Annotated in this window: 24 protein-coding genes and 1 pseudogene; 12 read left to right on the top strand and 13 right to left on the bottom strand. The window is 56.5% G+C overall.

Annotated elements, in window-relative coordinates:
• Positions 1-3 precede the first annotated feature (3 nt).
• On the bottom strand, positions 4-1152 hold the full coding sequence (locus J4E53_RS19250) for an efflux RND transporter periplasmic adaptor subunit (RefSeq protein ID WP_103309651.1): 1149 nt from the start codon (positions 1150-1152) through the stop codon (positions 4-6).
• On the opposite strand from J4E53_RS19250, the gene J4E53_RS19245 reads away from it, so the two are divergent.
• On the top strand, positions 1142-1297 hold the full coding sequence (locus J4E53_RS19245; protein ID WP_158249662.1) for a hypothetical protein: 156 nt from the start codon (positions 1142-1144) through the stop codon (positions 1295-1297). The two genes, J4E53_RS19250 and J4E53_RS19245, sit on opposite strands and share 11 nt — an antisense overlap.
• A 286-nt stretch (positions 1298-1583) precedes the next feature.
• Here J4E53_RS19245 and J4E53_RS19240 read toward each other — a convergent pair whose 3' ends face one another.
• The 4 genes from J4E53_RS19240 to J4E53_RS19225 form a co-directional block, all read right to left on the bottom strand.
• Positions 1584-2762 carry an XdhC family protein gene (locus J4E53_RS19240; protein ID WP_060743258.1) on the bottom strand — a complete coding sequence of 393 codons (1179 nt, stop codon included), beginning with the start codon at positions 2760-2762 and terminating at the stop codon, positions 1584-1586.
• Between the two features lie 51 nt (positions 2763-2813).
• The gene (locus tag J4E53_RS19235) at positions 2814-3719 is read right to left on the bottom strand and encodes a LysR family transcriptional regulator (RefSeq protein WP_103309649.1); all 906 of its coding nucleotides are present in this window, start codon (positions 3717-3719) and stop codon (positions 2814-2816) included.
• Positions 3720-3819: 100 nt separating this feature from the next.
• Entirely contained in the window at positions 3820-4173 is a 354-nt protein-coding gene (locus tag J4E53_RS19230) for a cyclophilin-like fold protein (protein ID WP_060743031.1), read from the bottom strand.
• Positions 4174-4333: 160 nt separating this feature from the next.
• Positions 4334-5221, bottom strand: a complete 888-nt coding sequence (locus J4E53_RS19225; RefSeq protein WP_060743032.1) for a LysR family transcriptional regulator — start codon at positions 5219-5221, stop codon at positions 4334-4336.
• Between the two features lie 186 nt (positions 5222-5407).
• On the opposite strand from J4E53_RS19225, the gene J4E53_RS19220 reads away from it, so the two are divergent.
• Genes J4E53_RS19220 through J4E53_RS19205 form a run of 4 tightly spaced genes read left to right on the top strand, consistent with a single transcriptional unit; the run spans position 5408 to position 9517 of the window.
• The gene (locus J4E53_RS19220) at positions 5408-6298 is read left to right on the top strand and encodes an SDR family NAD(P)-dependent oxidoreductase (protein WP_086936618.1); all 891 of its coding nucleotides are present in this window, start codon (positions 5408-5410) and stop codon (positions 6296-6298) included.
• A 22-nt stretch (positions 6299-6320) separates the two neighbouring features.
• On the top strand, positions 6321-7484 hold the full coding sequence (locus J4E53_RS19215; RefSeq protein ID WP_060743033.1) for an MBL fold metallo-hydrolase: 1164 nt from the start codon (positions 6321-6323) through the stop codon (positions 7482-7484).
• Positions 7485-7487: 3 nt separating this feature from the next.
• Positions 7488-8804 carry an NTP/NDP exchange transporter gene (locus J4E53_RS19210; RefSeq protein ID WP_060743034.1) on the top strand — a complete coding sequence of 439 codons (1317 nt, stop codon included), beginning with the start codon at positions 7488-7490 and terminating at the stop codon, positions 8802-8804.
• On the top strand, positions 8801-9517 hold the full coding sequence (locus J4E53_RS19205) for an NADPH-dependent F420 reductase (protein WP_060743035.1): 717 nt from the start codon (positions 8801-8803) through the stop codon (positions 9515-9517). Before J4E53_RS19210 ends, J4E53_RS19205 begins: the two co-directional genes overlap by 4 nt.
• 187 nt (positions 9518-9704) lie before the next feature.
• Here J4E53_RS19205 and J4E53_RS19200 read toward each other — a convergent pair whose 3' ends face one another.
• The 5 genes from J4E53_RS19200 to J4E53_RS19180 are packed head-to-tail and all read right to left on the bottom strand — an operon-like array spanning position 9705 to position 14831.
• On the bottom strand, positions 9705-10478 hold the full coding sequence (locus J4E53_RS19200; RefSeq protein ID WP_013692788.1) for an L-iditol 2-dehydrogenase: 774 nt from the start codon (positions 10476-10478) through the stop codon (positions 9705-9707).
• A 57-nt stretch (positions 10479-10535) separates the two neighbouring features.
• A complete protein-coding gene (locus J4E53_RS19195; protein ID WP_060738036.1) occupies positions 10536-11633 on the bottom strand; it encodes an ABC transporter ATP-binding protein in 1098 nt (365 codons plus the stop codon).
• A 57-nt stretch (positions 11634-11690) separates the two neighbouring features.
• On the bottom strand, positions 11691-12524 hold the full coding sequence (locus J4E53_RS19190; protein ID WP_013692786.1) for a carbohydrate ABC transporter permease: 834 nt from the start codon (positions 12522-12524) through the stop codon (positions 11691-11693).
• Between the two features lie 10 nt (positions 12525-12534).
• Positions 12535-13461 carry a carbohydrate ABC transporter permease gene (locus J4E53_RS19185; protein WP_013692785.1) on the bottom strand — a complete coding sequence of 309 codons (927 nt, stop codon included), beginning with the start codon at positions 13459-13461 and terminating at the stop codon, positions 12535-12537.
• Between the two features lie 59 nt (positions 13462-13520).
• The gene (locus tag J4E53_RS19180; RefSeq protein WP_103309647.1) at positions 13521-14831 is read right to left on the bottom strand and encodes a sugar ABC transporter substrate-binding protein; all 1311 of its coding nucleotides are present in this window, start codon (positions 14829-14831) and stop codon (positions 13521-13523) included.
• A gap of 292 nt (positions 14832-15123) precedes the next feature.
• Here J4E53_RS19180 and J4E53_RS19175 point away from each other — a divergent pair, with 292 nt between their 5' ends.
• Together J4E53_RS19175 and J4E53_RS19170 are read left to right on the top strand one after the other, a co-directional pair.
• Positions 15124-16074 carry an AraC family transcriptional regulator gene (locus J4E53_RS19175; RefSeq protein ID WP_060743036.1) on the top strand — a complete coding sequence of 317 codons (951 nt, stop codon included), beginning with the start codon at positions 15124-15126 and terminating at the stop codon, positions 16072-16074.
• Between the two features lie 61 nt (positions 16075-16135).
• Positions 16136-17050 carry a carbohydrate kinase gene (locus tag J4E53_RS19170; protein WP_060738038.1) on the top strand — a complete coding sequence of 305 codons (915 nt, stop codon included), beginning with the start codon at positions 16136-16138 and terminating at the stop codon, positions 17048-17050.
• Between the two features lie 207 nt (positions 17051-17257).
• Here J4E53_RS19170 and J4E53_RS19165 read toward each other — a convergent pair whose 3' ends face one another.
• The gene (locus tag J4E53_RS19165; protein ID WP_237140787.1) at positions 17258-17938 is read right to left on the bottom strand and encodes a LysR substrate-binding domain-containing protein; all 681 of its coding nucleotides are present in this window, start codon (positions 17936-17938) and stop codon (positions 17258-17260) included.
• A gap of 87 nt (positions 17939-18025) precedes the next feature.
• Positions 18026-18175: pseudogene (locus tag J4E53_RS31145) on the bottom strand (LysR family transcriptional regulator); the annotation flags it as partial.
• Between the two features lie 168 nt (positions 18176-18343).
• On the opposite strand from J4E53_RS31145, the gene J4E53_RS19160 reads away from it, so the two are divergent.
• The 5 genes from J4E53_RS19160 to J4E53_RS19140 all read left to right on the top strand — a co-directional run bounded on the left by J4E53_RS19160 (position 18344) and on the right by J4E53_RS19140 (position 23178).
• Positions 18344-19207 (top strand): glycine betaine ABC transporter substrate-binding protein, encoded by an 864-nt coding sequence (locus J4E53_RS19160; RefSeq protein ID WP_103309645.1) that lies wholly within the window; start codon positions 18344-18346, stop codon positions 19205-19207.
• Positions 19208-19355: 148 nt separating this feature from the next.
• Positions 19356-20099, top strand: coding sequence for an HAD-IA family hydrolase (locus J4E53_RS19155; protein ID WP_103309643.1), 744 nt, complete (start codon positions 19356-19358; stop codon positions 20097-20099).
• 11 nt (positions 20100-20110) lie between these two features.
• Positions 20111-21412, top strand: coding sequence for an FAD-binding oxidoreductase (locus tag J4E53_RS19150; RefSeq protein WP_060738042.1), 1302 nt, complete (start codon positions 20111-20113; stop codon positions 21410-21412).
• Positions 21413-21480: 68 nt separating this feature from the next.
• Positions 21481-21771: a hypothetical protein gene (locus tag J4E53_RS19145; RefSeq protein ID WP_013692777.1), complete on the top strand. Its 291-nt coding sequence runs from the start codon at positions 21481-21483 to the stop codon at positions 21769-21771.
• A gap of 726 nt (positions 21772-22497) precedes the next feature.
• Positions 22498-23178 (top strand): class I SAM-dependent methyltransferase, encoded by a 681-nt coding sequence (locus J4E53_RS19140; RefSeq protein ID WP_103309641.1) that lies wholly within the window; start codon positions 22498-22500, stop codon positions 23176-23178.
• Positions 23179-23217: 39 nt separating this feature from the next.
• Here J4E53_RS19140 and J4E53_RS19135 read toward each other — a convergent pair.
• Positions 23218-23420 (bottom strand): hypothetical protein (locus tag J4E53_RS19135; RefSeq protein WP_207268173.1); only part of this gene is annotated, 203 nt, incomplete at its 5' end.

Here is a 23420-nt window from a genome sequence, read left to right as displayed (position 1 = left end):
GGTCTACTCCGCCTTAGCGCTGGTGTTTAGCGCTACAGGGGCTCTGTTCGCCTCATCTGTCATCGCTTCCTGAGCGACCACGGTGATCCCCGGCTTAATGAACTGAAGCCCTTCGACGATGATTTTGTCTCCGGCGCTCAAGCCGCTTTCCACCAGCACATTCGCACCGACGGTGCGGCCAACCTTGAGCTGGCGTTGCTCGACTTTGTTATCGGCGGTAACGACCATGGCGGTCGGGGTGCCCTTGAGATCCCGGGTCACACCAATCTGTGGAGCAAGAATGGCCTGCTCGGCGACCCCCTCCTGCAACCGCGCATGCACAAAAATCCCGGGCAGCAGCAAGTGATCGGGGTTGGGGAACACGGCGCGCAGGGTGACCGAGCCGGTTGCTTCGTCGACCGAGACTTCTGAAAACTCCAGCGAACCCTGCAGCGGATACTGGCTACCGTCCTGAAGTCTCAGGCTGACTTTCGCAGCCCTGTCAGCAGTTTTCTGCAACTGCCCGCTTTCAAGAGCCCGACGCAGTTTGAGCACCTCGCCATAAGGCTGAGTGACATCGACATAAATGGGGTCGAGTTGCTGGATAATCGCAAGGGGGGCTGCTTGGCCATTAGAAACTAGCGCACCCTCGGTCACAGCCGAACGTCCAATTCGCCCGCTGATGGGCGCGAACATTTTGGTATATCTCAGATTGATCTGGGCGCCCTTGACTTGTGCCTCTGCCTGCATCTGCTGAGATCGAGCGGTGTCATACTCCTGCTTGCTCACCGCCTGCTCATCGATCAGTTGCCGATACCGGGTGGTCAGCGAGCGAGATTGCTCCAAACTGGCCTGCGCACTGGCGAGCGTCACCTCGTAAGTTGATGGATCGATCTGATAAAGCTGCTGACCAGCCTTGATATCTGCGCCTTCCTTGAACAAGCGTTTCAGGACGATGCCATCCACCTGCGGCCGAACCTCAGCAAGGCGGTAGGCACTGGTACGCCCGGGCAGGTCGTTGAACAAGGTCACCGCCTGAGGTTTCAGGGTCACCACACTGACTTGAGGGGCTTGCGCCGGGGTAGCAGCAGCCTGCTCCTTGTTGCATCCACTGAGCATCGTGGCAAAAGCAATGGCGGTCACCAAAGCAGGAAAGATAGGCTTGAATGGCATAAAGTCCTCGAACATCGCGCTGAAAAATGCGCGCATGAGTTTGCAAACTGCCGCAGCACAGGCTGAAACAGCTGCTGACGGCAATGGGGAGAAAGAGTTCGGCAAGTACGCGCAAGAGGCGCGGTGCGAAGATCAAGCTTATTGACCGGGTTAATAAACCCGATGAGCCAATGCGCTGCGCATTGGATTGTTATGTGAGCATGCTAACAATGGAGGGGCCTGAGGATTAGCCCGACTTTACTGAAATCACCAATGAGTGATATTCAGCAATAAAATGGTTTCAGAATTTTGCAGATTACTCACAACGCTCTATATCCAGCGATTAACGGAGGACAGCATTTCGATTAGTGAGTTTTTATCAGTTTTGGCCTCGAATGCGTGCAGCGCATCGGCGAGGCTCATATCCTGCCGGAGCTTCCAACTCAAGCCTTCTACGACTCTGCCATGGATAATTCACGGGAACATCTGGGCTCAAGCTGACAAGTTTCGTGGATCGTTGACGTCCGCAACTTCAGACTTCCACCCGCTCGCCCATTCAGGACGGCCTGCATCTCCCCAAGCACCGCCATCGCCACACTTTCCGGGGTGTCTCCACCCAAATCCAAACCCATTGGATAGTGCAATCGGTCCAGCGCAGGCAGGCTGTTTGTCTGTCGCGTTATTTCATCAAGCAGACGCTCGGTTCGATCACGCGGCCCGAGCTGACCGACGTAACGGGGATTACCTTGTAACGCGCCTTTCAACCAATGCGCATCCTGGCTCAGGCTATGGGACATTACCGCCACACACGCCCCCTCCACAAATTTTCGAAATTCGAAAGGCCCGCCTATATCGGCGCTCAACACCCGATCCGCTTCGGGAAAACGTTCCGGACGGGCGAAATGTGGGCGACTATCAACAACGGTGACATGCCACCCCAAGATTTTTGCGATCCGTACCAACGGCTGCGCATCATGGCCCGCCCCAAAGATCATCAGACGCGGTGGTGGCGCGACGTATTCTAGAAAAACCTCTACCTCTGCGTAGCCTTCGGTATAGCGTTGCCGCGTAGATTTTTGCTGGTCCAATGTGAGACGCAGATCAGCGGTAATTCGCTCGTTCAGTGCAGGATGGTAGAGTCCCCCGAAGGGCGCCGCGCCAGATTCCAGGAACACACGGTCTCCAACATCTGCACGGCTATTGCGTGAGCCCGCTATTACCGTTGCGATTGCTACGGGTCTCTGGTTGCTTCTTACTTTGCGTAAAGCATCAAGCACAGCGCATTGCTTTGTAGCTGGTATTCGCTCAAACAACACATATACCTTGCCGTTGCAGCCCAGCCCGAAACCAAGGGACTCTTCACCGCCCTCTTCGTCTGTGGCCTCGGCCGTGCTGTAGCTACGAATCACCGGGCCCGACTCACTTAGCCACCAGGCCTTTCGCACCACATCAGCCTCCAGACAGCCACCACTGATAGTGCCCTCCGGACGTCCATATTGTGAAACGAGCATGCGCGCCCCCGGACGGCGATACGCCGAACCCTCGACTTTCACAACGGTGGCGAGTACAGACTCTCGACCCTCGTTCTGTTCGACGTGGATGGCATCGAGCAATGCGTTCAAACTGGACATATCAGATCTCTCTCCCAAAGCGAATCCGGCAAAGTCGCGGTCGATCGCCAACTATCCAAGCGGGTGCAACTCTCTGATCAAGTCGATCAGCAAACGCAGCGTGATCGGCACCTGCCGGTAGCTTGAGTAATAGATATGGAAGCCTGGACCAACACTGACCCAATCCTCCAAAACCACTTGTAAAGTTCCTTCCGCTATAAGCGGCGCGACAATGGGTTCGGCACAATAAGTCAGCCCAGCGCCCTGGGTGACCATGGCGAGCATCATCCGCGTCTCATCCAACACGACATTACCGGACACTGGGATCTCTAATTTTTCACCCTCTTTCTCAAACTCCCAGTTGTACATCCGACCGTTGCCTAGCCGAAACCTTAAACAACTGTGCTGTTTCAAATCCTCCGGGTGCAGAGGCATGCCACATCGGTCGAGGTAATCGGGGGTTCCTACCACGACCCATCGAACAGGGGGGGAGAGGCTTTGGGCAATCATGCCTTCAGGTACGGTAGCGCCATACCTGATCCCAGCGTCGAAGCCTCCTTCAACAATGTCGACCATACTGTTGGTGGTTGAGACTTCCACTTCGATATCGGGATAACGATGGGCAAATGTCGATAAAACGGGTGCCAACAAAAGAAGCGCCGCGTCGCTGAAAACATTCAGCCGTATACGACCCGTGGGCTCATCACGGAACTTATTCAACAGCTCAATGGCCTGGTCGATTTTGTCGACAGGTTCGCTTATCAGTGCCAGCAGTTCCTCACCGGCTGCCGTCAGGGTGACGCTGCGGGTCGTGCGATTGAGCAAACGAACCCCCAATCTCGCCTCCAGCCCCTTGATAGCGTGGCTCAGCGCAGACGCACTTATCCCCACCTCAACACCCGCACGACTGAAGCTGGAATGGCGGGCGACGGCTAAAAAGTAGATAAAATCGCCAAAGTTGGCACGAGTCAGCTGCATTGGTTCTCTGCCATTGGTGTGAAACGTATGAACGAAAAGACCTCACCGCCCCCTACGCCACAGACAGTTTTACCGGCATGGTTCTGATCGCTTTGGGGGATCACTCATCGACCAATGTGATCTTCACTTCGAGGGGGCCTGGGCGCGCGAGTATGTCCAGACCGGAATCAACTCTGCCGAGTTTGATAAGGCCGCTCGAATACTTGAAGCCTTTATAAAAAATGGCGAGATTTCCCCATGGCACATAGAAGGCAATGTCACCCGCCGAAGGCGTGAAGCCAGCTGGCGCGCCCTGTGTCGATAATGGCTCGGGCAGGACGCTGATCTTCTCGGTCGAGGCGTAGTCGTCCAGTGTCAGTTTCATCGGCAGCTGCTTAACGAAATCTATGGAGGAATCGTTGTTGTCGAGCGTTGCCGTAACCGGGCCGCCTGAAACATCGATGCGTATTTTCATAGTTGCTCCACTTTGCTCCGATGGGCTGCGGGGCACGCCCTACCCCCGACCCGAATTGATCTGACAGCCAAATTGCTTTCCTGCCAGAAGGTATCAGCTGACAGAAAAACTGAAATACCTTACAGCGATTGAAGTCATGAATGAGATTTATCAATCTTCCTTACACACGCAGTGCATTCATGACGAGCGTGAAAGCCCGCGATGGCTGCCTGCGACTTGGGTAATACAAATGGTAACCCGGGAATGGAGCACACCAATCCTCCAACACACGAACCAGGCGGCCATTTTCCAGATGCGGTGCGAATTCTTCTTCAGGAAGATAGGCGATGCCTAAGCCAGCCAAAGCCGCATCCACCATGCTGGGAGAGGTGTTGAAAACGAGTTGGCCATCCACCCGTACATTCAACGGTTGACCGCGACGTTCAAACTCCCAAACGTACAACCCCCCTGCTGTTTGCATACGCTGATTGATACAACTGTGCTTTAGCAGGTCACGTGGTTTTTTGGGCGTTGGATGCCTTTCGAAATACTTCGGGGAGGCCGCAGCGGCCATGCGCAGTTGAGGACCGATGGGTACCGCAACCATATCCTTGTCGATGGTATCGCCCAAACGAACGCCTGCATCGAAACGGTCGGCGACGATGTCTCGAAAACCATAATTGATATCGAACTCTATCTTGATATCCGGATAATCGAGCAAAAGCGGCGTGAGCTTGGGAAGCAAATGTGCCCGAAGAATGTGCTCACCACAGGTAATACGCACGGTGCCGGCAGGCTTATCACGCATCTCAGTCAGCTCGTCGAGTTCTGCCTCGATTTCGTCAAAGCGATGACCAATGGCTTTTAGTAAACGCTCGCCAGCTACCGTAGGTGATACGCTACGCGTGGTTCGTGTAAGCAAGCGAATCTCCAGCCTGGCCTCTAACCCACTCATTGCCTGGCTGAGGGCAGATTGAGTCACCCCTAGTACGGAAGCAGCCCGAGTGAAGCTGCCTTCACGGGCGATCGTTACGAACGATAAGAGATCATTGAGGTTACGTCTGACCATCGTCCAAGTCTCTCATGAATCATTAATTAGCAGGCCTTATAGCCCCTTTAAGGACTGATTAGCTAGTGGCGCCGAAGCGGGACGGTTACATTAACAACCTCGTTAACCAACACTTCGTTATATTCAACGCGAGCAATCGCCATGGCGCTCGGGACGAAAGGCGCGAAGTAGCCCGAGGGGACGCCCATGGATCGTAGAGACTTTCTCATCAGAGGCGCCGGACTGGGTTCGGCGTTGGTCGCAGGCTCCCTTCTGGAAGCAGCGGCATCCTGGGCAGAGACCCCAGCCAATTCCCGAAGGAAAGCTCCCGCGTCCAGCGCACAACGGGACAACAATACAGGCGGCAAAGCCCGCGTATTCATTACCGGCTCGGCAGATGGACTGGGCCATGCCACCGCCAAGACTCTGCTTGCCCAAGGCCACGATGTTGTCGTGCATGTGCGCTCACCTGCTCGGTTGTCTGCCGTGCAAGAACTCGTGGACCAGGGCGCCATCGCGACAGTCGGGGACTTGGGCGATCTTGAACAGGTTCGCGATCTTGCCCGTCAGGTCAATGCCATCGGCGCGATGGATGCCATTGTTCACAACGCAGGCATCCTTAGCGGGGCGCAACTGCTAGTCGTCAACGTCGTCGCCCCCTATATGCTGACGGCCCTGATTCAGCGCCCCAAGCGTCTGATCTACCTGAGCAGCAGCATGCATAGGGGGGGACGAGCCAGCCTGACGGGATTGGACTGGTCGGGCAGCACCCCCACAGGCAGCTATTCGGACAGCAAACTCTTTGTAACCGCACTCGCAGCAGCCGTTGCGCGGTTGTACCCCGATGTCCTCAGTAATGCGGTCGATCCGGGCTGGGTCCCAACGAAGATGGGAGGTCCCAACGCACCTGACGACCTGCGCCTGGGACACCTGACCCAGGAATGGCTTGCCACCAGCAATGACCCTGAGGCACTCACCAGCGGCGGCTATTGGCACCATCAGCGACGCGAACAGCCGCATTCCGCGGTCCAAGACTCCCGATTCCAAGACTTGCTGCTGGCTGAACTCACGCGCGCCAGCGGCACGAACCTGTCGTGACCACCTCCACGGTAACTACTGCATGAAATTATTCTGGGGTCGTCTTCTCATGGCCGTTGTCGGTATCGCTCTGCTAGGCATCGTTGGCGCCTTCGCCTATTTACAGCAGCCGGTCTTCGGCGACCTGCCCAGCGGCGAGCGGCTGACGCGCATCGAACATTCGCCCAATCATGCCGACGGAGTGTTCCGCAACCAGATCGACACGCCCATGAAGACCACGGACCAATCCGAGATATCGATGTGGATGCAGACCCTTTTCGGGCAAGAGGGGCAGCCTCGACCGCCAAGCCCGATTCCCGCCGTCAAGACCGACCTCAAAGCACTCGACCCTACACAGGATATAGTCGTTTGGCTGGGCCATTCCTCCTACTTCGTGCAACTGGGCGGACAACGCATCCTGATCGATCCGGTGTTCAGCACTTACGCCGCGCCGATCCCCGGAGTGAACAAGGCATTCGAGGGCACCAGCCTCTACACGGCCGATGACATACCCGAGATCGACGCTTTGTTGATCAGCCACGATCATTACGATCACTTGGACTATCCAACCGTTCTGGCGCTTCAGCCCAAAGTCAGAAAGGTTATCGTGGGGTTGGGTGTAGGCGCGCATTTTGAGCGCTGGGGCTACGACATGGGAGTCGTACGCGAAGCCGACTGGAACGAAGTCATCGCGCTGACACCGAACGTCAGAGTCCACGTCACCACAGCTCGACACTACTCTGGACGCACCTTTACCCGCGATCAGTCGCTGTGGGTCGGCTTTGCACTTGTGTCTCCTGAGCAGCGGTTGTTCTTCAGTGGCGACTCGGGTTATGGCCCGCACTTTGCCGAGATCGGCCAGCGAATGGGGCCGTTCGACTATGTCGCCATTGATGCCGGTCAGTACGATCCGCGCTGGGCGAATGTCCACATGAATCCGGAACAGGCCGCGCAGGCAGCCAAGGACCTGCACGCCCGAGTGCTGATGCAGACGCATGTGGGCCGCTTCTCCATCGCCCCTCACGATTGGGATGATCCGTTCAAGCGCATGCAAGTCGCCAGTCAGGGGCAAACCTTCGCGCTGTGGACGCCCGAAATCGGCCGAACGGTCTACCTTGACGGCCGTGCGCAGTCGTTCACGGCATGGTGGGAAGACGACGTGGTGAAGACTCCGCCTCAGCTCGCGGCTGGAGCCAGGGAGGAGTAAGTCGTGCAGTCTCCCTTATCGCTGTTGCAGCGCCAGGCCAAGGTGCGCCCCGAAGAAGCTCCCGCAGTCCTGTGGTCGATGCTCTACGTCATCGCGCTGTTTCTGGCGTATTACTTGTTGCGACCTATTCGCGACGAGCTCGGTGTGGCGGGCGGAGTCCAGAACTTGCCCTGGCTATTCACTGGTACGTTGTTGGCGATGCTGGTAGCCAGCCCGTTGTTCGCGCTGGCCGTGCGCAAACTGCCACGCAAGCAGTTCATCGTCGTGTCCTATCGCTTCTTCGCTGCCAACCTGATGTTGTTTGCACTGCTGCTGCATCTCGCCGATCCACAGTGGCAGATCTGGCTGGGACGTGCCTTTTTCATCTGGGTCTCGGTGTTTAACCTGTTCGTCGTCTCGGTGTTCTGGTCGTTCATGGTGGATATCTTCGACAGCGAGCAGGGCAAACGGCTGTTCGGGCTACTCGCGGCAGGAGCAACGATTGGCGGCCTCTTGGGCTCGGCTATCACTTCCAGCCTGATCCAACAGTTGGACCGCTCCTGGCTGATGGTGATTGCCATCCTGTTTCTGGAAGTGGCGGTGCTTGCATCACGCCGTTTATCTCGCCTTGCTCCGATGTTCAGCCACACCACGCACAAGGAAAACCCGGACCAGCCCTTGGGTGGCGGCATCTTTACCGGCATGGTCCACACGCTGCGTTCGCCCTACTTGGTCGGGTTGGCACTATTCATTCTGCTGTACTCGGTCACGTCGACTTTCTTGTATTTTCAGCAGGCCAGCATCGCCGAGTCCTCGCTCCCTGATCGTGCGACCCGCACGGCGTTCTTTGCCAATATCGACTTGATCGTCAATGCGATCACACTGGTATTCCAGCTGTTCATCACCGGCAGGATGATCGCCACCGTGGGCATCGTGGCAACGCTGTGTGTCCTGCCGCTGGTCAGCCTGTTCGGCTTCGCTGCCTTGGCCGCCAGCCCTAGCGTCGCGGTCATCGTGGCCGCGCAGGTCGCCCGCCGGGTAGCGAACTTCGCACTGGCCAGACCCGCCAGGGAAATCCTGTTTACCTCCAGCACACGTGAAGATCGCTACAAAGCCAAGAACTTCATCGACACGGTCGTTTATCGTGGCGGTGACCAAATCGCCAGTTGGGGATACGCAAGCCTGATGGGCCTTGGCCTGACCCTGGCGCAGATTCCCATGATCTCGGTCCCCCTCTCAGCTATCTGGCTGGGCTTGAGTGTCTGGTTGGGACGAACCCACCTGAAGCAGGAACAGCGAGATGCTACGGTCTCACCATCATTGATTGAGGACAGGACATGAAGTCTACCCGCCGCTCCATAGTGAAATCCCTTGGCGTATTGGCCGCTCTGCCTTGGCTCATCCCCGCGAGTCGCGCCTTTGCAGTCGCGCCAACACGCATCGGCGTGATCGGTAGCGGCTCGCTGGGCGGCACGGTAGGTCGGCTGTGGGTCGAGGCTGGACATGAGGTCATGTTCTCTTCCCGCCATCCAGAGCAATTGCAAGACATGGTTGAGGAGTTAGGGCCACGCGCTTCGGCCGGCCTGCCGATGGCGGCAGCGGAGTTCGGCACCGTGCTTCTGTTGGCTATTCCGTTTGAGGCGCTGCCCCAGGTCGGGCGAGACCTGCACAGTGCCTACCGCGGCAAGATCGTTCTGGACTCCACCAATCCTTGGGGCACAAGCAGCAGCGATGTATACCGCGAAGCGCATAACCTGGGTGTTGCTCAAACCGTCGCGAAGTACATGACCGGCGCGCGACTGGTGCGCGCATTCAGTGCCGTCGATGCCACCGTAGTGGCAACGTCTGCCTCACGACCGGGCGGGCGCATTGGCATGCCCATCGCAGGAGATGACGCCGAGGCCATGCGGGTCGCCGCCGACCTGGTACGCGATGTCGGTTGCGATCCAGTCGTCGTGGGCAACCTGGCTGCCTCCACCTCGTTCCAGCCCGGCAGGCCGGGCTTTCGCGCCCATCTGACCGCACCGGAACTGCGCCGCCTCCTCGGCCTGTAGCGCAGAGCACGGGTGGCCGCGCAGATAAGCAAGAAACCTTGCTGCTAGCACCCACCTCAACAATCGGCCGGTGGATCACACTGCCGGGCTCTCATGAGTCGGGCAGTATGATCGCGAGGAAGCTGAATTGAACCGCCGGGTGATCGGAAATATGCCGCTCTCCTGTCACCCGAACACCCTTCTGCACTCAGCTCATCCAGTTCCCGCCATCAACGTTGTACGTTTGTGCGACGATGTAATCGCTCTCCGAGCCCGCCAGGAAAATAGCCATTCCTACCAGATCCTCTGCCGTCCCCATTCTCCCATACGGAACTTCAAGGCCGACGAGCCGCTTCTTCTCACCTAGAGGTCGGTTCTCGTGTTTGGCGAAGAGCGCGTCGACACCGTCCCAGTGTTCGCCATCGACAACCCCCGGGGCGATCGCATTGACATTGATTTTGTGCTTGATGAGGTTGAGGCCAGCAGACTGCGTAAGGCTGATGACCGCCGCCTTGGTGGCGCAGTAGACGCCTACCAGCGCCTCACCGCGGCGACCCGCCTGGCTAGCCATGTTGATGATCTTCCCGCCATGCCCCTGACTGATCATCTGCTTCGCCGCTGCCTGAAGCGTGAACAGCGTCCCGCTGACGTTGATTGCAAAAAGCTTGTCGTAGCTTTCCCGAGTGATCTCGGTGATCGGTGCAAGATCGAACAACGCCGCATTGTTCACAAGGATGTCCAGCTTTCCTGCGTGGGCAACGACCTCAGCGATTGCTGCATCAATGGACGCCTGGCGGGTAACGTCCATCTCCACCGCGTAAGCTTGCGGCCCTAGCTCGGAGGCCGTCGCTTGAGCTCTTTCCAAATTGATGTCGGCTATAGCGACCGTAGCGCCTTCACCGATATAGGCCTGGGCAAACGAGCGGCCAATACCGCGTGCGGAACCCGTGATCAAAGCGCTTTTACCTTCGAGACGTTTCATTGAATCTACCTTTGTGGTTCGTGGCGCGCTTCATCGAAAGAGCGCGCCTGATGGAAGTCAGGCCGCGCGTGATGCCGCAGGGCTTACTGAAAGACCGCTCTCATCAAATAGATGGCAATGAGCGACATCGAGGGTGAGATAACGCCGGGCGGCGTACGGCACTTCGCAATCCCCCTGGACACGTACCGTCAGGCTTTCTCCTGAATCGACATTCACGTGGCAGAAGGTATCGCTGCCCAGGCGCTCGGTGACATCCGTCGTGACCAGCACTTGGCCTTCAGCGCCCAGGGTCAAATGCTCCGGCCGTATCCCGATCGTCACGGATTGCCCAACCGACAACGCACTGCTGTCGCGTGGAATGAGCAAAGTGGTTCCAGAGGCGAATCTAACCTCCACCCCCGATGCATGCACGGCATGCACAGTCGCCTGCAAGAATCCCATTTTTGGTGTCCCAAGGAAGCCGGCAACGAACAGGTTAGCAGGGTGATGGTAGAGCTCGAGCGGCGAACCAATCTGCTCGATCCGCCCAGCGTTAAGCACAACGACCTTGGTGGCGAGCGTCATGGCTTCGACCTGGTCATGGGTCACGTAGATCATGGTCGCCTGCAGCTCCTTATGCAGTCGGGACAGCTCCAAGCGCGTCTGTACACGCAGCGCAGCATCAAGGTTCGACAGTGGTTCATCGAAAAGGAAAATTTTCGGGTTTCGGACAATCGCACGCCCAATAGCGACTCGTTGGCGCTGACCACCTGACAACTGCTTAGGCTTGCGGTCGAGCAGAGAACCAAGTTCGAGAATCCTTGCGGCCTCGGCGACCTTCCTTTCCACATCCGGCTTCTTCTCACCGGCCAGATCCAAGGCAAATGACAAATTCTTGCGTACCGTCATGTGCGGATACAGAGCATAGGTTTGGAATACCATGGCCAGGTCTCGTTTGGCAGGAGTCACCTCAGTGATGTCTCGGCCGTCGAGCTCGATCGTGCCGCTCGTGACGTCTTCCAAACCTGCAATCAGGCGCAACAGGGTCGACTTTCCACACCCCGACGGCCCTACGAACACCACAAATTCCTTGTCCTTAACCTCGAGATCGATGCCCTTGATGATGGACAGTCCCTCGAAACCTTTCTTGAGATTTTCTATTTTCAAAGTGGCCATGCGTAAAGTCCTGTATGAAATTGGAGCCTTCGCGAAATCATTGAATGCTCGACGTCGTCATTTGACGGCGCCAAAGGACAGCCCACGAACCAATTGCTTCTGACTGATCCAGCCGAAGATCAAGATAGGTGCGCAGGCCAATGTGGAAACCGCGGAAAGCTTCGCCCAGAACAGACCCTCAGGGCTCGAGTAGGAAGCGATCAGCGCGGTCAGAGGTGCGGCGCTGGAGCTCGTCAGGTTGAGCGACCAAAAGGCCTCGTTCCAGCACAGGATCATCGAGAGCAGCATGGTCGAGGCCAGCCCACCCTTGCTGATGGGCAGCAGCACGCGCAGCATCTCCTGCCCCAGAGTCGCGCCGTCCAGCCTGGCCGCCTCCAGAATCTCCCGGGGAATATCTTTGAAGTACGTGTAAATCATCCACACCACGATGGGCAGGTTGATCAGGGTGTAGATCACGATCAGCGCGATCCGGGTGTCCAGCAACCCCGCCCCCTTCGCCAGAAGGTAGATAGGCATGAGCACCCCAACTGGAGGAAGCATCTTGGTCGATAGCATCCAAAGCAGCGTCTGCTTAGTGCGCTTGGTCTCATAGAACGCCATCGAGTAGGCCGCCGGCACCGCGATCAGCATGCACAACGCTGTAGCGGAGAAGGAAATCAGCACCGAGTTCCACGCGAAGTGGAAGTAGTCACTGCGCTCCTGAATGTGCAAGTAATTCTCCAGCGTAGGCATGAAGATGAACTGTGGCGGCGTAGCGAAGGCGTCGATCTCGGTCTTGAAACTGGTAAGCACCATCCAAAAGATCGGAAAGAACAACAGCAAAGCGGTGACCCAGGCCAAGGTGCCGAGCAGTACGCTTTGCAGAGACCGGGATTGTTTAAGCGTCATCATGGCGTTGTCCTCAGGCTTTGTCGGTCAGGTTCTTGCCAATCATGCGCACCAGCACAATCGCCGCGATGTTGGCGATCACCACCGCAATCAGACCACCGGCCGAGGCCATGCCCACATCGAACTGCACCAGTGCCTGGTTGTAGATCAGATAGGCGAGGTTGGTCGAAGCGAACCCAGGTCCGCCATTTGTCGTGGTGAAGATTTCTGCAAATACCGACAGCAGGAAAATCGTCTCGATCATCACCACCACCGCGATGGGCCTGGCCAAATGTGGCAGGGTCAAATGCCAGAAGATGGCCAGGGCACCCGCCCCATCCAATCGAGCGGCCTCTTTCTGCTCTTGATCGAGCGACTGCATGGCTGTCATCAGCAACAAGATCGCAAAAGGCAGCCACTGCCAGGAAACGATGACGATGATCGAGAAGAGTGGGTAATGAGCTAGCCAATCGACGGGCTGTGCCCCGAAGAACTTCCATACCGCCGCGAGGATCCCGGAGACAGGGTGGAAGATCAGGTTCTTGAAGATCAGCGAACCCACGGTCGGCATGATAAAAAACGGCGAAATGAGCAGCACCCTGACTATACCGCGTCCAAAGAACTCGCTTGCCTCAAGCAAGGCTGCAATCAAGACACCAAAAATCACGCTGATCAGCAGCACGCTGCCCACCAATATCAACGTGTTAAGCGCTCCGGGAAGAAAACCCGAATCTGTCACGAAATAGGCAAAGTTCTCCAGGCCAACGAACTCGTTTTCCCCTGGATTGAGCAGGTTGTACCGGATCACCGAAAAATAAACGGTCATGGCCAGCGGCACGATCATCCAGAGCAACAAAAGTGCAACCGATGGCGACACCAGAAACCATCCTGGATTGATCAAACGGCGTGCGCGTGATGGCGCCGAGGCCGCAAGCTGGGCTCGAATAATGGACGTGTTCATGATTATTTACCTGTGCGGCTGTGACCGCCGGCGCTAAGCCGGCGGAGGTAAGGGGCTATTTATTTTTTGGGATAGCCCGCACGCTTCATCTCGCGCTCGGTTGTGGACTGGGCAGAAGCCAGCGCTTGCTCAACCGACATTTGTCCTGTCAATGCTGCGGAGAAAAGCTTGCCTACCGATGTACCGATCGACTGAAACTCGGGGATCACCACGTATTGAATGCCCACGTACGGAACAGGTTTGGCTGAAGGCTGCAACGGGTCAGCGTGCTTCATCATCTGCAACGTTACCTGAGCAAACGGCGCGGCCTTGAGGTAAGCGTCACTGTAGGTCGAGATGCGTGTACCGGGTGGCACGTTCGTGATGCCATCCTTATCGGTAACTAGCTGGATGTACTCTTTGGAGGTGGCCCAGGTGACGAACGATTTGGCGGCCTCTTTGTGCTTGGAGGTGGCAGGAATTGCCAATGACCAGGCGTACAACCATGAGGCCCCCTTGTCGGTAACCTCAATAGGCGCAGGAGCGAAACCTACGCTGTCCACCACCCGGCTCTGCTCCTTATCGGTGGTGAAAGATCCAGCCACGCTTGCATCAACCCAAATCGCGCATTTTCCACTGTTGAAAAGGGCCAGTGTTTCGTTGAACCCGTTACTGGATACTCCGGGAGGGCCATATTTCTTCAGGGTATCAACATAAAACGTCGCTGCTGCCTTCCACTCAGGACCATTGAGTTCAGGCTGCCATTTCTCATCGAACCAGCGCGCCCCGAAGGCGTTGGCCATCGTGGTAAGCAAAGCCATGTTTTCGCCCCAGCCAGCTTTGCCACGCAAGCACATGCCATATTGATCCTTCGAAGGATCATTGAGCTTGGCAGCGAACTCGCCCAGTTGCGACCAGGTCGGCTGCCCCGGCATCGTCAGCCCAGCAGCCTTGAACAGATCGGTGCGGTAGTACGTGATGGTGCTTTCGCCGTAGAACGGCAGTGCGTAGAGCGTATCGTTAACAGAAAGGCCCTGACGCACGGCAGGAAAGATATCGTCGACGTCGTAGCCGGCCGGGAGGTCCTTCATCGGCTCTAGCCAGTTCTTAGCACCCCACATCGGGGTCTCGTAGGTGCCAATGGTCAACACGTCGAACTGACCACCTTGAGTGGCAATGTCAGTGGTCAGGCGCTGACGCAGAACGTTCTCTTCGAGCACGACCCAGTTCAGTTTGATGTCGGGATGCTGCTGCTCGAAGACCTTGGATAGCCGTTGCATTCGGATCATGTCACCGTTGTTGACCGTCGCGATGGTCAGCGTCTCAGCGGCATGGCTAGCAAGGGCGAATGACAGACCAGTAGAAAGAATTAGCGCATTCGTAATCTTCATGGGGCTCTCCACTCCAAGCCAGATGACCGGAGCTATTATTGTTGTTGTTCACCACTTGTGAGCAAAACAAGACCGCATTGCAGTGGTGGGCGAATTGATTAGATCACCTACCCGCCCCGCCCTCAAACGAATCGCGGACGCCGAATCGATACTTTTTTGATCGCGACAACCGGCGGCCACAAGAGTTAAAAAAGTATCAACAATCTGCAATAGTTGGGCTAGCAGTCCCGGACGAATTCGGCGTATGGTTGGCGCATTCGATCCACCGCATAACTATAAAAAGGGGCACGAGATGCCTGATAACCGCGCTGCTTTGTTCGAGCACCGACCAGCCGACCTTGAAGTCATCCTTCCTGAACCCGATCAGAGCTTTCGATGGTACGAGCACGACTATCCATACGCCCTCGCCCGCTGGAACCACCATCCAGAATATGAAATCCACCTGATTCGACAAGGAAGTGGCAAGCTTTTGGCTGGGGATTACATCGGGCCCTTCACCGCAGGACATGTCGCACTGATTGGCCCAGGTCTTCCCCATGATTGGATGGGAGATATCGCGCCGGGAGAACAGCTCGTAGGCCGCGACGTGGTGCTGCAGTTTGACGGCGCTGCCCTGCTCGACCTCCAAGGTTCATTGCCTGAGCTATCGGAGCTGAAAACGCTGTTTGAGCTGGCACAACGTGGGATCGAATTTACTGGGGGGACGGCCGCCGAGGCCGCTTTGCTGCTTGAGAGAATCGGCGAGGCGACGGGGCTTCAGCGCCTGATCATGTTCCTGCAATTGATAGGCACCCTCGCAAGGGCGCCAAAGCGCGAAATTCGGGTATTGGCCAGCGCCTGCTACTCGCCTTCGTTGAACGAGCGCAGCTCGGAGCGAATTAATCAGGCATTCGACTACTTGATCAATGAGCTCACGTCTGACGTCCGGCTATCTGTCATCGCCGAGCGAGTTGGGATGAGCGAGGCCGGTTTTTCACGCTTTTTCAAACGAATCACTGGCCACGGATTCATGGACCTGATGCGCAAGCTGCGCATCCAGCGTGCATGTCGGCTACTCGTCCAGACACAACTCTCGGTCGCCGAAATCTGCTTCGAGGTAGGCTACGAAAACGTCTCCAATTTCAATCGCCACTTCCGTCATGAAATGCATCAGACCCCGAGCGACTACCGGCGTACTACTGCCGTGAAGCTCTTCAACCGAGACAGTCTTCACCCATCGCTACCGATCACGCAGGTGCGGTGAGACCGCGCCTATTCATGTGACGCACGATAGTGTCCCCAGCCCGATACAAGAGAGAATGAATATGCAATTGCCGAGCGTTGTTGTGTTTGGTGAAGCACTGACCGACGTGGTTCAACACTCGCCCGGACGATGGCAGGGCTATCCAGGTGGCGCGCCCTGGAACGTGGCCCGCGCAATGAGCCGCCTCGGCGTGCCCACTGCATTCGCCGGCTCGATCAGTACCGACTCATTGGGCGATGAGCTCGCACAGCAATCGAAGGCTGCCGGCCTGGACATGAGATTCCTCCAGAGAGTTGACGCTGACCCTCTGGTAGCGATCGTGCCCTCCAGCCACCCTCCCCGGTATTTCTTTGCGGGCGAGGCCGATCTACTTTTTGATGTGGACCAACTCCCGGCAGGTTGGTTGGATGCGGTTCGACTCTGTCACTTCAGCTGTATCAGCCTTGCCCGTCAGCCATTGGGGGACAGGCTTGTTGAGGTGGCCAGGAGGGTGAAGGAAGAAGACAAGCTGATTAGCTATGACCCGAACTGGCGCAACCTGATGGACACCCGCTACCGCGAGCTGACTTTCCCGGCCATGGTGGAGCTTGCAGACATCATCAAGCTCTCGGATGAAGATCTTCGCCAGATATACCCTGGATTGAACGAAGAACAGGCGCTTCACACGTTGCGGACGATGAATGCTAGTGCGCAGATTCTTTTCACCCGTGGAGCGAAAGGTATGGCGTTGTATGCTGCCGACGTGAAGTTTGAACAGCCCGCGATCGCCGTTGAGGTCGCTGATACGGTGGGTGCCGGCGATTCGAGTATGGCCGGATGGCTGGCCTCGACGTTGTTAGGCATCCAAGAGCCCCATGCACGATTGGAGTTCTCCGCTGCTTGTGCCTCGGTGTCTTGCTCGCATGCCGGGGCTTACGCGCCTAGTCGTGAAGAGGTGGAGGATTTGCTGTCAAACCGCATGCAACATCAGCGCTGAAGTTCGCATTGCGTACCGCCATTTTGTCAGGAAGGCGGGACTCAAGAAGCACTGGATGGACTTTAGATCCCGAATGACGACTACCCCCCTGCACGGGGCGTTTAATCCAAAATCATTCGAATCGCACTGTTCGTGCCAGGCAGCCGTCCAGAGCGTTTTGCCAGGGCTGTTGCTTCTAAGCGGCCACCTGTTTCGCCCAATGCTTGCTCAGATCACCACTGAGCGTTCCCACCACCCCAGAAATACCTGCAAAGCCGCCTCGTTAGTGCTGGCCTGATTAACCGCCATGTAATAACCACGCGCGGTTCTGTGCTCCAATGCCAGAGGCTGCACCAATTGGCCACTGTCCAGATACGTCTTGAGCATACCGATACATGCCAGCCCTATGCCGCGCCCATCCAGGGTCGCCTGAATCTGCTGCGCGTAGTTATTGTAGGCCATGCGCGAGGGCGGCAACGGGCCTTCATAGCCCATCTGGTTGAGCCAGGTGGACCAGTCCACCACTGGCCAGTTGAAGCCGCGCCAGTGTTCGTGGTCCAAGTGCAACAAACGCTCCCCCACCAGTTGCTGCAAGTTCTTGATCTGGCGCCCAGCGAGGTAGCCAGGGCTACACAGCGGCACCATATTTTCATCGAATAGGCGGGTCATGCGAATATGCTGCGACTGCCCCTCATCGCCGCAGGTGAAGGCCACGTCAATTTGTTCCTCGCGTAAATCCACCTCCCGGTCCAGCGCCAGCAACCGGATCGCCACCTCAGGGTGCTCGGCCTGAAAGGCCTCCAAGTGGGGCATCAGCCAATAGGTCGATAAGCCAATGGTGGCCGTGATCGTCAACGCCTCCTGCGTGCCGCTGCGGATATCACTGGCTGCCTGGGCAATGCGCTCCATTCCTTGATCCACCGCTGTATACAGACGCCTCCCAGAAGGGGTAAGGCTGACCCGACGGTGTTCACGCACGAATAGCTCGTGACCGAGAAACTCTTCTACGAGCCGAATTTGCCGGCTGACGGCCGCCTGAGTAATACATATTTCATGGGCCGCCGCAGTAAAACTCAGCAGCCGCGCGGCGGCTTCGAACACCACAAGACCGTTGAGAGGAGGAAGGCGCCGCCGAAGCTTTTCCATTACAAAAAGTTATCCAAAGGTCGTGAATTAGTTGTTTGTTCTGCCCGCAGAATCATGGCCATATGGCAACCAGGCCGGCGTATACGACCGTCCATGTCTGCGATGACCAGTCTTGGTCTGCCTCTATTCCATTACCTAAGCTTTATCGTAATTTCAGGAGAGACGCAAATGCGCTTGATGCACACATTCAAGGTTCTGATGGGAGGCTTGGCGCTTTCCCTTTTGCAGGTACTGCCGGTCTCCGCCGAGCAGGCACCGATCCGTATCGGCTGGATCAACTGGGCAGATGCAGAAATCACTGCAAAACTGGCCGCCAAGGCGATCGAAGACGTGACTGGCCATCCGGTCAAACTCGTCATGGCCGACCTGGGCATCCAATTCCAGGCATTAGCCAACAAGAGCGTCGACTTCATTCCAATGGTCTGGCTGCCAGGGGCGCACAAAACCTTCTGGGACAAGTACAGCTCTCAAGTTGAAGACTTGGGGACCGTGTACGACGGCAAGATTGGCTGGGCGATTCCAGACAGCATTCCGGCCAGTGAGGTGTCCAGCATTGAAGACCTGAACAAGCCGGGCATTGCGGCGAAATTCGGCAATCGAATCCTGTCGGCAGGAGCGGGAAATGGGCAATACAAACTGTCCGAAAAAGCCATCGCCGAATATGGCCTCAAAGACTACAAGCTGGTTGCTTCCTCCGAAGCAGGCATGCTCTCGGAATTAGCGCGGGATCAGTCCCATGACAAATGGTCGATCATCAACGCCTGGAACCCGCACTGGATGTTTGCTAAATGGAAATTGCGCTATCTCGTCGACTCGAAGAACATCTTCGGCGGTACTGAGCATATCCACGTGGTTTCCCGCCTGGGCTTCAAGGCGGACGAGCCGAAGATCGCCACCTTCCTCGATCATTACACGTTGCCTTTGAACGATCTGGAAACCATGCAGATGCAAGCCAAGGATAGTTCGGTCGATGAAGTAGTGAACGCTTACTACTTGAAGAACCGCACACGCTTCGCTGCCATGTTCCAGTGACCTGACATTTGCGTCCAGTTTCAAACGCTGCGTTTTATCCCACTACCTGAACCTGATCCACCGCATGCGGCAACCCGCCTGTGCGCTGATGTGTGCCCGTCATTTGCTGAATTGCCATTTAACTAATAAAACACCCTGGAGAACCGCAATGAAACTGACTGATTTCAAAGTCCTGACCTTTGACGTAGTAGGCACCCTGATCAATTTCGAAGCCGGCATCTTGGCGGCTGTACGCAGTATCGGCGGACCTGAAGCCTATAACGTTTCTGACGACGCCATTTTCGACGCTTACAAAACCGCAGATGACGTGTACCGCGGCGACATGCGTGCTCCCAATCGATTCATGTACACCATGAGCGATATTTATCAAAAGTTCGCAGCCGAATTGGGACTGATCAGCGATAAGGCCGCCGGTGATCGCTTTCAGGCTTCAGTGGTCTCCTGGCCAGCCTTTGCCGATTCCGTGGATGCCCTGGCTCGCCTGCGCAAGCATTTCCGTCTAGTCGCCATGACCAACGTCGATCGCACTTCCTTCTCCGCTTACCAATTCACCCTGGGCTATCCGTTCCATGACTCGCTCACCAGCGAAGAGACCGGCGTACATAAGCCCGACCCACTGTATTTTGCTTACAACCAAGGACGTCAGTCGGCTTCAGGTTTCCAGAAACGTGACATTTTGCATGTCGCTCAGAGCCAGTATCACGACATCGGTGTGGCGCACGAGGCGGGCTATACCACTTGCTGGATCGAACGTCGTCACGACATCCCGGGCTATGGCGCCACGCCCGTGCCTGAAAAGGTCACTCAACCCGACTTCCACTTCCACTCAATGAAAGAGCTGGCTGACGCAGTGGAAGCCGAGTTGAGCAACCCAGCCATGAAATATTCCTGAGGAAGCGAGCCATGGCCGTCAGTCCTTTTGCAGCCGATATTGCTTCACTGTGGCAATCCACGGCCGTTGACGCTCCGTCATTTCCAGCGCTGGAAGGTGATCGAAGCTATGACGTGGTCGTGGTGGGGGGAGGCTATACCGGGTTGTCCACGGCGCATTATTTGGCGAAAAAAGGGCTGGCAACAGTGGTGCTGGAAGCCAGTCGCATCGGCTGGGGGGCGAGCGGTCGAAATGGTGGCGTGGTGTCGGCCAAGTATCGTATCTCGCTGAGCAAGGTGGCGGCGCGATACGGACTGGAGATGGCTCAGACTATGCGTCGTCTATCCCTTGAGTCGGTGGAACACCTTGAGGAGCTGGTGGCGGTTTATTCGCTGGAAGCGGCGCAATATCGGCGTAGCGGCAGCCTGCATTGCGCGCACAACGAGGCCACGCTGGACTACTGTGTGCGGGAGGCGCAATGGTTGCATGAGCATTTGGGGGATAGCTCCTTCGAAGTGCTTTGCGCCGGTCAGATGCAGGAGGAAACCGGCTCTGGCGATTTTGTCGGCGGCGTCCTCGACAGAGGTGGAGGCTTGTTACACCCATTGAACTTCGTCCGGGGGTTGGCCGACGGTGTGAGCGCGGCGGGAGTCAGTATTCATGAGGGAGCGCCCGTCATGGGCATTCGGCGGATGGGGACGGGCGTCAGGGTGGAGACACCTACTGGCACTGTCCGTGCCAAGCAAGTCGTGTTGGCTACTAACGGTTACTCGAGCCTAACGCCAGCTACTGCGCCTGTGCGCAAATCGGTTGTGCCTTTTCGTTCGGCGATGCTGGCCACCGAGCCTCTCACCGGCCCGCAGCTGGAGTTGTTGCGCCACGGCCGCAGCTACACCGAAACGCGGCGGATGATGCGCTGGTTTCGGATGGCCGAGGACCGTCTGTTGTACGGCGGTCGCGGTGCGTTCGGCACGGATGACTCCGAGGCGGCTTTCAATGCCTTGCACGAAGCGATGGTCAAGCAGTTTCCCCTACTCGCCCGGGCGACCATCACCCATCGTTGGTCGGGGCTAGTGGCGCTCACAATTGACAGTGTGCCGCACGTCGGACGGATTGATGACCGCGTGGTCTATGCCATGGGTTACAACGGCACGGGAGTGGCCATGTCCTCATACATCGGTAAGCATGTCGCAGATGTCATTGTTGGGCGGAAGCCAGAATTGGGGTTGATGTGGGCGGACAAAATACGCCGTATACCTTTTTATTCGCTGCGAGTACCCGTGGTTCGAATGGTCGCCGGTTGGTATCAGTTTTTAGACGCCATCGGACGCTGAACGTATCCCGAAAGAAATGACAGTCCCAGGCAGCTACACAGCCTCGGTCCGGAAGGAGTGATACTGCCATGCTGTTGGAGAATGAAATTCAATGCTTGAAACTAGGCCGGGAATTATCGACCAAACTATCGAAGTGCCGGGATGACCCTCTCGCCATGTGGCTGGCCAGTTACATTCGCAGGTTGATGTGCGAATTATTGGAAGCTGAAGATCCGAGCCAGCTGGCGCGAGCAAGTAGCGCCTGCATGGACGCCATATTGAAGCTCTGGGAGCACCGCGGGTTGCTGCCCTGCGCGAATCAACGTCGTCCTGCGGACGGTGTCACGAGCCAGAGTTTTAAAGCGAAGTCAGACAAATGAATACATAGATAATCTCGCCATTGACCGCTCTAGGACTTGGCAAAAGTCCTTTGGCGCTCAAGATTTTCTCATAGAGCCCAGTGAGCATGTGCTCTCTGGTCACGCCACGTCGTAGCGTCGTTTAATGCTCAAGTTGATCAAGTGGGGGAACGTAAGGCATTCGGTCGGTCAGGACCAAGGCCAAGGCCAGGCCTGCTCCGTGCGGGAAAAACCCGAAGGTTAAAAACAGTGTACCGGCCCCCAACTGTCAAACCCTTATCCGTCAGATCTCTTTGCTTACTCCGTCTGTCGACGTCAAAAGCCGCCTTTCTTTCAAAGCTGACATCGCCAAAATTGATTCTCAGCAAGCAGGTATCAGTTGACAGTAAAACTTGAAGTACATCGCAGCGATTGAAGCCATGAATGAGAGTTATCAGTCACCCCCGGCAACGCGATGGTGTTATTGACGCCCAGCCATCAATACAGCTCATGGTTATATGCGATCACGCAGCTAGCTCTTCGTCATCCCTGTCGTAAAATCACGCCACGGTTACGCAGCCCCCTGCGTCATCGTCAATAGGCTCCACGCCCATTCTGATAGAAGCCATAAGGTTTTTTGATTGACCTGAAAGCTCTCATAGTCAAGCAGCCCCCCCCCCAGCCAGAGCCATGACCGCACCAAGTCAGAATGAGGATTACAGTTCATACCCTCTGGAATTATTCGCCGCAACAAATGGAGCCCCATTGATGCCCGATCCGATCAAGCTTGAATTTTCCGAAAAGTACGACGATAAGCACGCGCAGAGTTATTTACTCAAGCATCAGGACAATCTGGCCCGCCGTTTATCCCACAAACGCGACGAGCAATTGGCGCGTAGTGCGTTGGTCGCCGCTGGCGAGCCTGGCTTGGTGCTGGACTTGCCGTGTGGGGCCGGGCGTTTCTGGCCGTTACTGGCGCAAAAGCCTGGTCGCGTGATCATCGGCGCAGACAATTCTGAGTCGATGTTGAAGGTCGCAACCATCGCCCAACCGGCGGAAGTGGTGAAACGGGTTCGCCCGTTGCAGACCTCTGCCTTTGCTATCGATTTACCGGACAACGCGGTCGACAACATATTCTGCATGCGCTTGATGCACCACATCGGCGCCCCTGAGCACAGACTCGCGATACTGCGTGAGTTTCAACGCGTTACTCGCGACAGCGTAATTATCTCACTATGGGTGGACGGGAACTTCAAGGCTTGGAAACGCAAGCGTACCGAAGTGCGTCGTCGCAACAAAGGAGAACAGGAAGGTTACCAAAATCGGTTCGTGTTACCGGCTACTACTGTCGAGGCAGAGTTTGAACAGGCCGGGTTCCGCGTTCAGAAATCGCTGGACTTCATTCCGCTGTACGCCATGTGGCGAGTGTATGTTTTGCGCAAAAAATAATAGGATGGCTATCGGTCGCTTATTCAAGCTTGATGGTGTTTATAGTTCACGCCCCCTCGAATCATAGGCCACATGATCAGCTCCGTGGATGGGCGCCTCGTGTCTTTCCGATGTACATTTCTCCCCAACGGAGACAGTGAGCGAACGATTAGCAACCATTACGAGCGGATTGCAGCCGGTGTGGGCGAAGACGGTTTCATCATAGGTCGAAAGACCATAGAAGGTAACAGCAGGATTACCGG

It is taken from the genome of Pseudomonas sp. FW305-28, from assembly GCF_017351395.1.
GTDB lineage: Bacteria > Pseudomonadota > Gammaproteobacteria > Pseudomonadales > Pseudomonadaceae > Aquipseudomonas > Aquipseudomonas fluorescens_AA.
The sequence above is the reverse complement of the archived record's forward strand: the minus strand, read 5'-3'. Positions and strand labels throughout refer to the sequence as shown.

Excerpts from the sequence above, each read along its gene's own strand:
- J4E53_RS19250 (WP_103309651.1), bottom strand. The coding sequence starts at position 1,152 with ATGCCATTCAAGCCTATCTTTCCTGCTTTGGTGACCGCCATTGCTTTT.
- J4E53_RS19240 (WP_060743258.1), bottom strand. The coding sequence starts at position 2,762 with ATGTCCAGTTTGAACGCATTGCTCGATGCCATCCACGTCGAACAGAAC.
- J4E53_RS19235 (WP_103309649.1), bottom strand. The coding sequence starts at position 3,719 with ATGCAGCTGACTCGTGCCAACTTTGGCGATTTTATCTACTTTTTAGCC.
- J4E53_RS19230 (WP_060743031.1), bottom strand. The coding sequence starts at position 4,173 with ATGAAAATACGCATCGATGTTTCAGGCGGCCCGGTTACGGCAACGCTC.
- J4E53_RS19225 (WP_060743032.1), bottom strand. The coding sequence starts at position 5,221 with ATGGTCAGACGTAACCTCAATGATCTCTTATCGTTCGTAACGATCGCC.
- J4E53_RS19220 (WP_086936618.1), top strand. The coding sequence starts at position 5,408 with ATGGATCGTAGAGACTTTCTCATCAGAGGCGCCGGACTGGGTTCGGCG.
- J4E53_RS19215 (WP_060743033.1), top strand. The coding sequence starts at position 6,321 with ATGAAATTATTCTGGGGTCGTCTTCTCATGGCCGTTGTCGGTATCGCT.
- J4E53_RS19205 (WP_060743035.1), top strand. The coding sequence starts at position 8,801 with ATGAAGTCTACCCGCCGCTCCATAGTGAAATCCCTTGGCGTATTGGCC.
- J4E53_RS19200 (WP_013692788.1), bottom strand. The coding sequence starts at position 10,478 with ATGAAACGTCTCGAAGGTAAAAGCGCTTTGATCACGGGTTCCGCACGC.
- J4E53_RS19195 (WP_060738036.1), bottom strand. The coding sequence starts at position 11,633 with ATGGCCACTTTGAAAATAGAAAATCTCAAGAAAGGTTTCGAGGGACTG.
- J4E53_RS19190 (WP_013692786.1), bottom strand. The coding sequence starts at position 12,524 with ATGATGACGCTTAAACAATCCCGGTCTCTGCAAAGCGTACTGCTCGGC.
- J4E53_RS19185 (WP_013692785.1), bottom strand. The coding sequence starts at position 13,461 with ATGAACACGTCCATTATTCGAGCCCAGCTTGCGGCCTCGGCGCCATCA.
- J4E53_RS19180 (WP_103309647.1), bottom strand. The coding sequence starts at position 14,831 with ATGAAGATTACGAATGCGCTAATTCTTTCTACTGGTCTGTCATTCGCC.
- J4E53_RS19175 (WP_060743036.1), top strand. The coding sequence starts at position 15,124 with ATGCCTGATAACCGCGCTGCTTTGTTCGAGCACCGACCAGCCGACCTT.
- J4E53_RS19170 (WP_060738038.1), top strand. The coding sequence starts at position 16,136 with ATGCAATTGCCGAGCGTTGTTGTGTTTGGTGAAGCACTGACCGACGTG.
- J4E53_RS19165 (WP_237140787.1), bottom strand. The coding sequence starts at position 17,938 with ATGGAGCGCATTGCCCAGGCAGCCAGTGATATCCGCAGCGGCACGCAG.
- J4E53_RS19160 (WP_103309645.1), top strand. The coding sequence starts at position 18,344 with ATGCGCTTGATGCACACATTCAAGGTTCTGATGGGAGGCTTGGCGCTT.
- J4E53_RS19155 (WP_103309643.1), top strand. The coding sequence starts at position 19,356 with ATGAAACTGACTGATTTCAAAGTCCTGACCTTTGACGTAGTAGGCACC.
- J4E53_RS19150 (WP_060738042.1), top strand. The coding sequence starts at position 20,111 with ATGGCCGTCAGTCCTTTTGCAGCCGATATTGCTTCACTGTGGCAATCC.
- J4E53_RS19145 (WP_013692777.1), top strand. The coding sequence starts at position 21,481 with ATGCTGTTGGAGAATGAAATTCAATGCTTGAAACTAGGCCGGGAATTA.
- J4E53_RS19140 (WP_103309641.1), top strand. The coding sequence starts at position 22,498 with ATGCCCGATCCGATCAAGCTTGAATTTTCCGAAAAGTACGACGATAAG.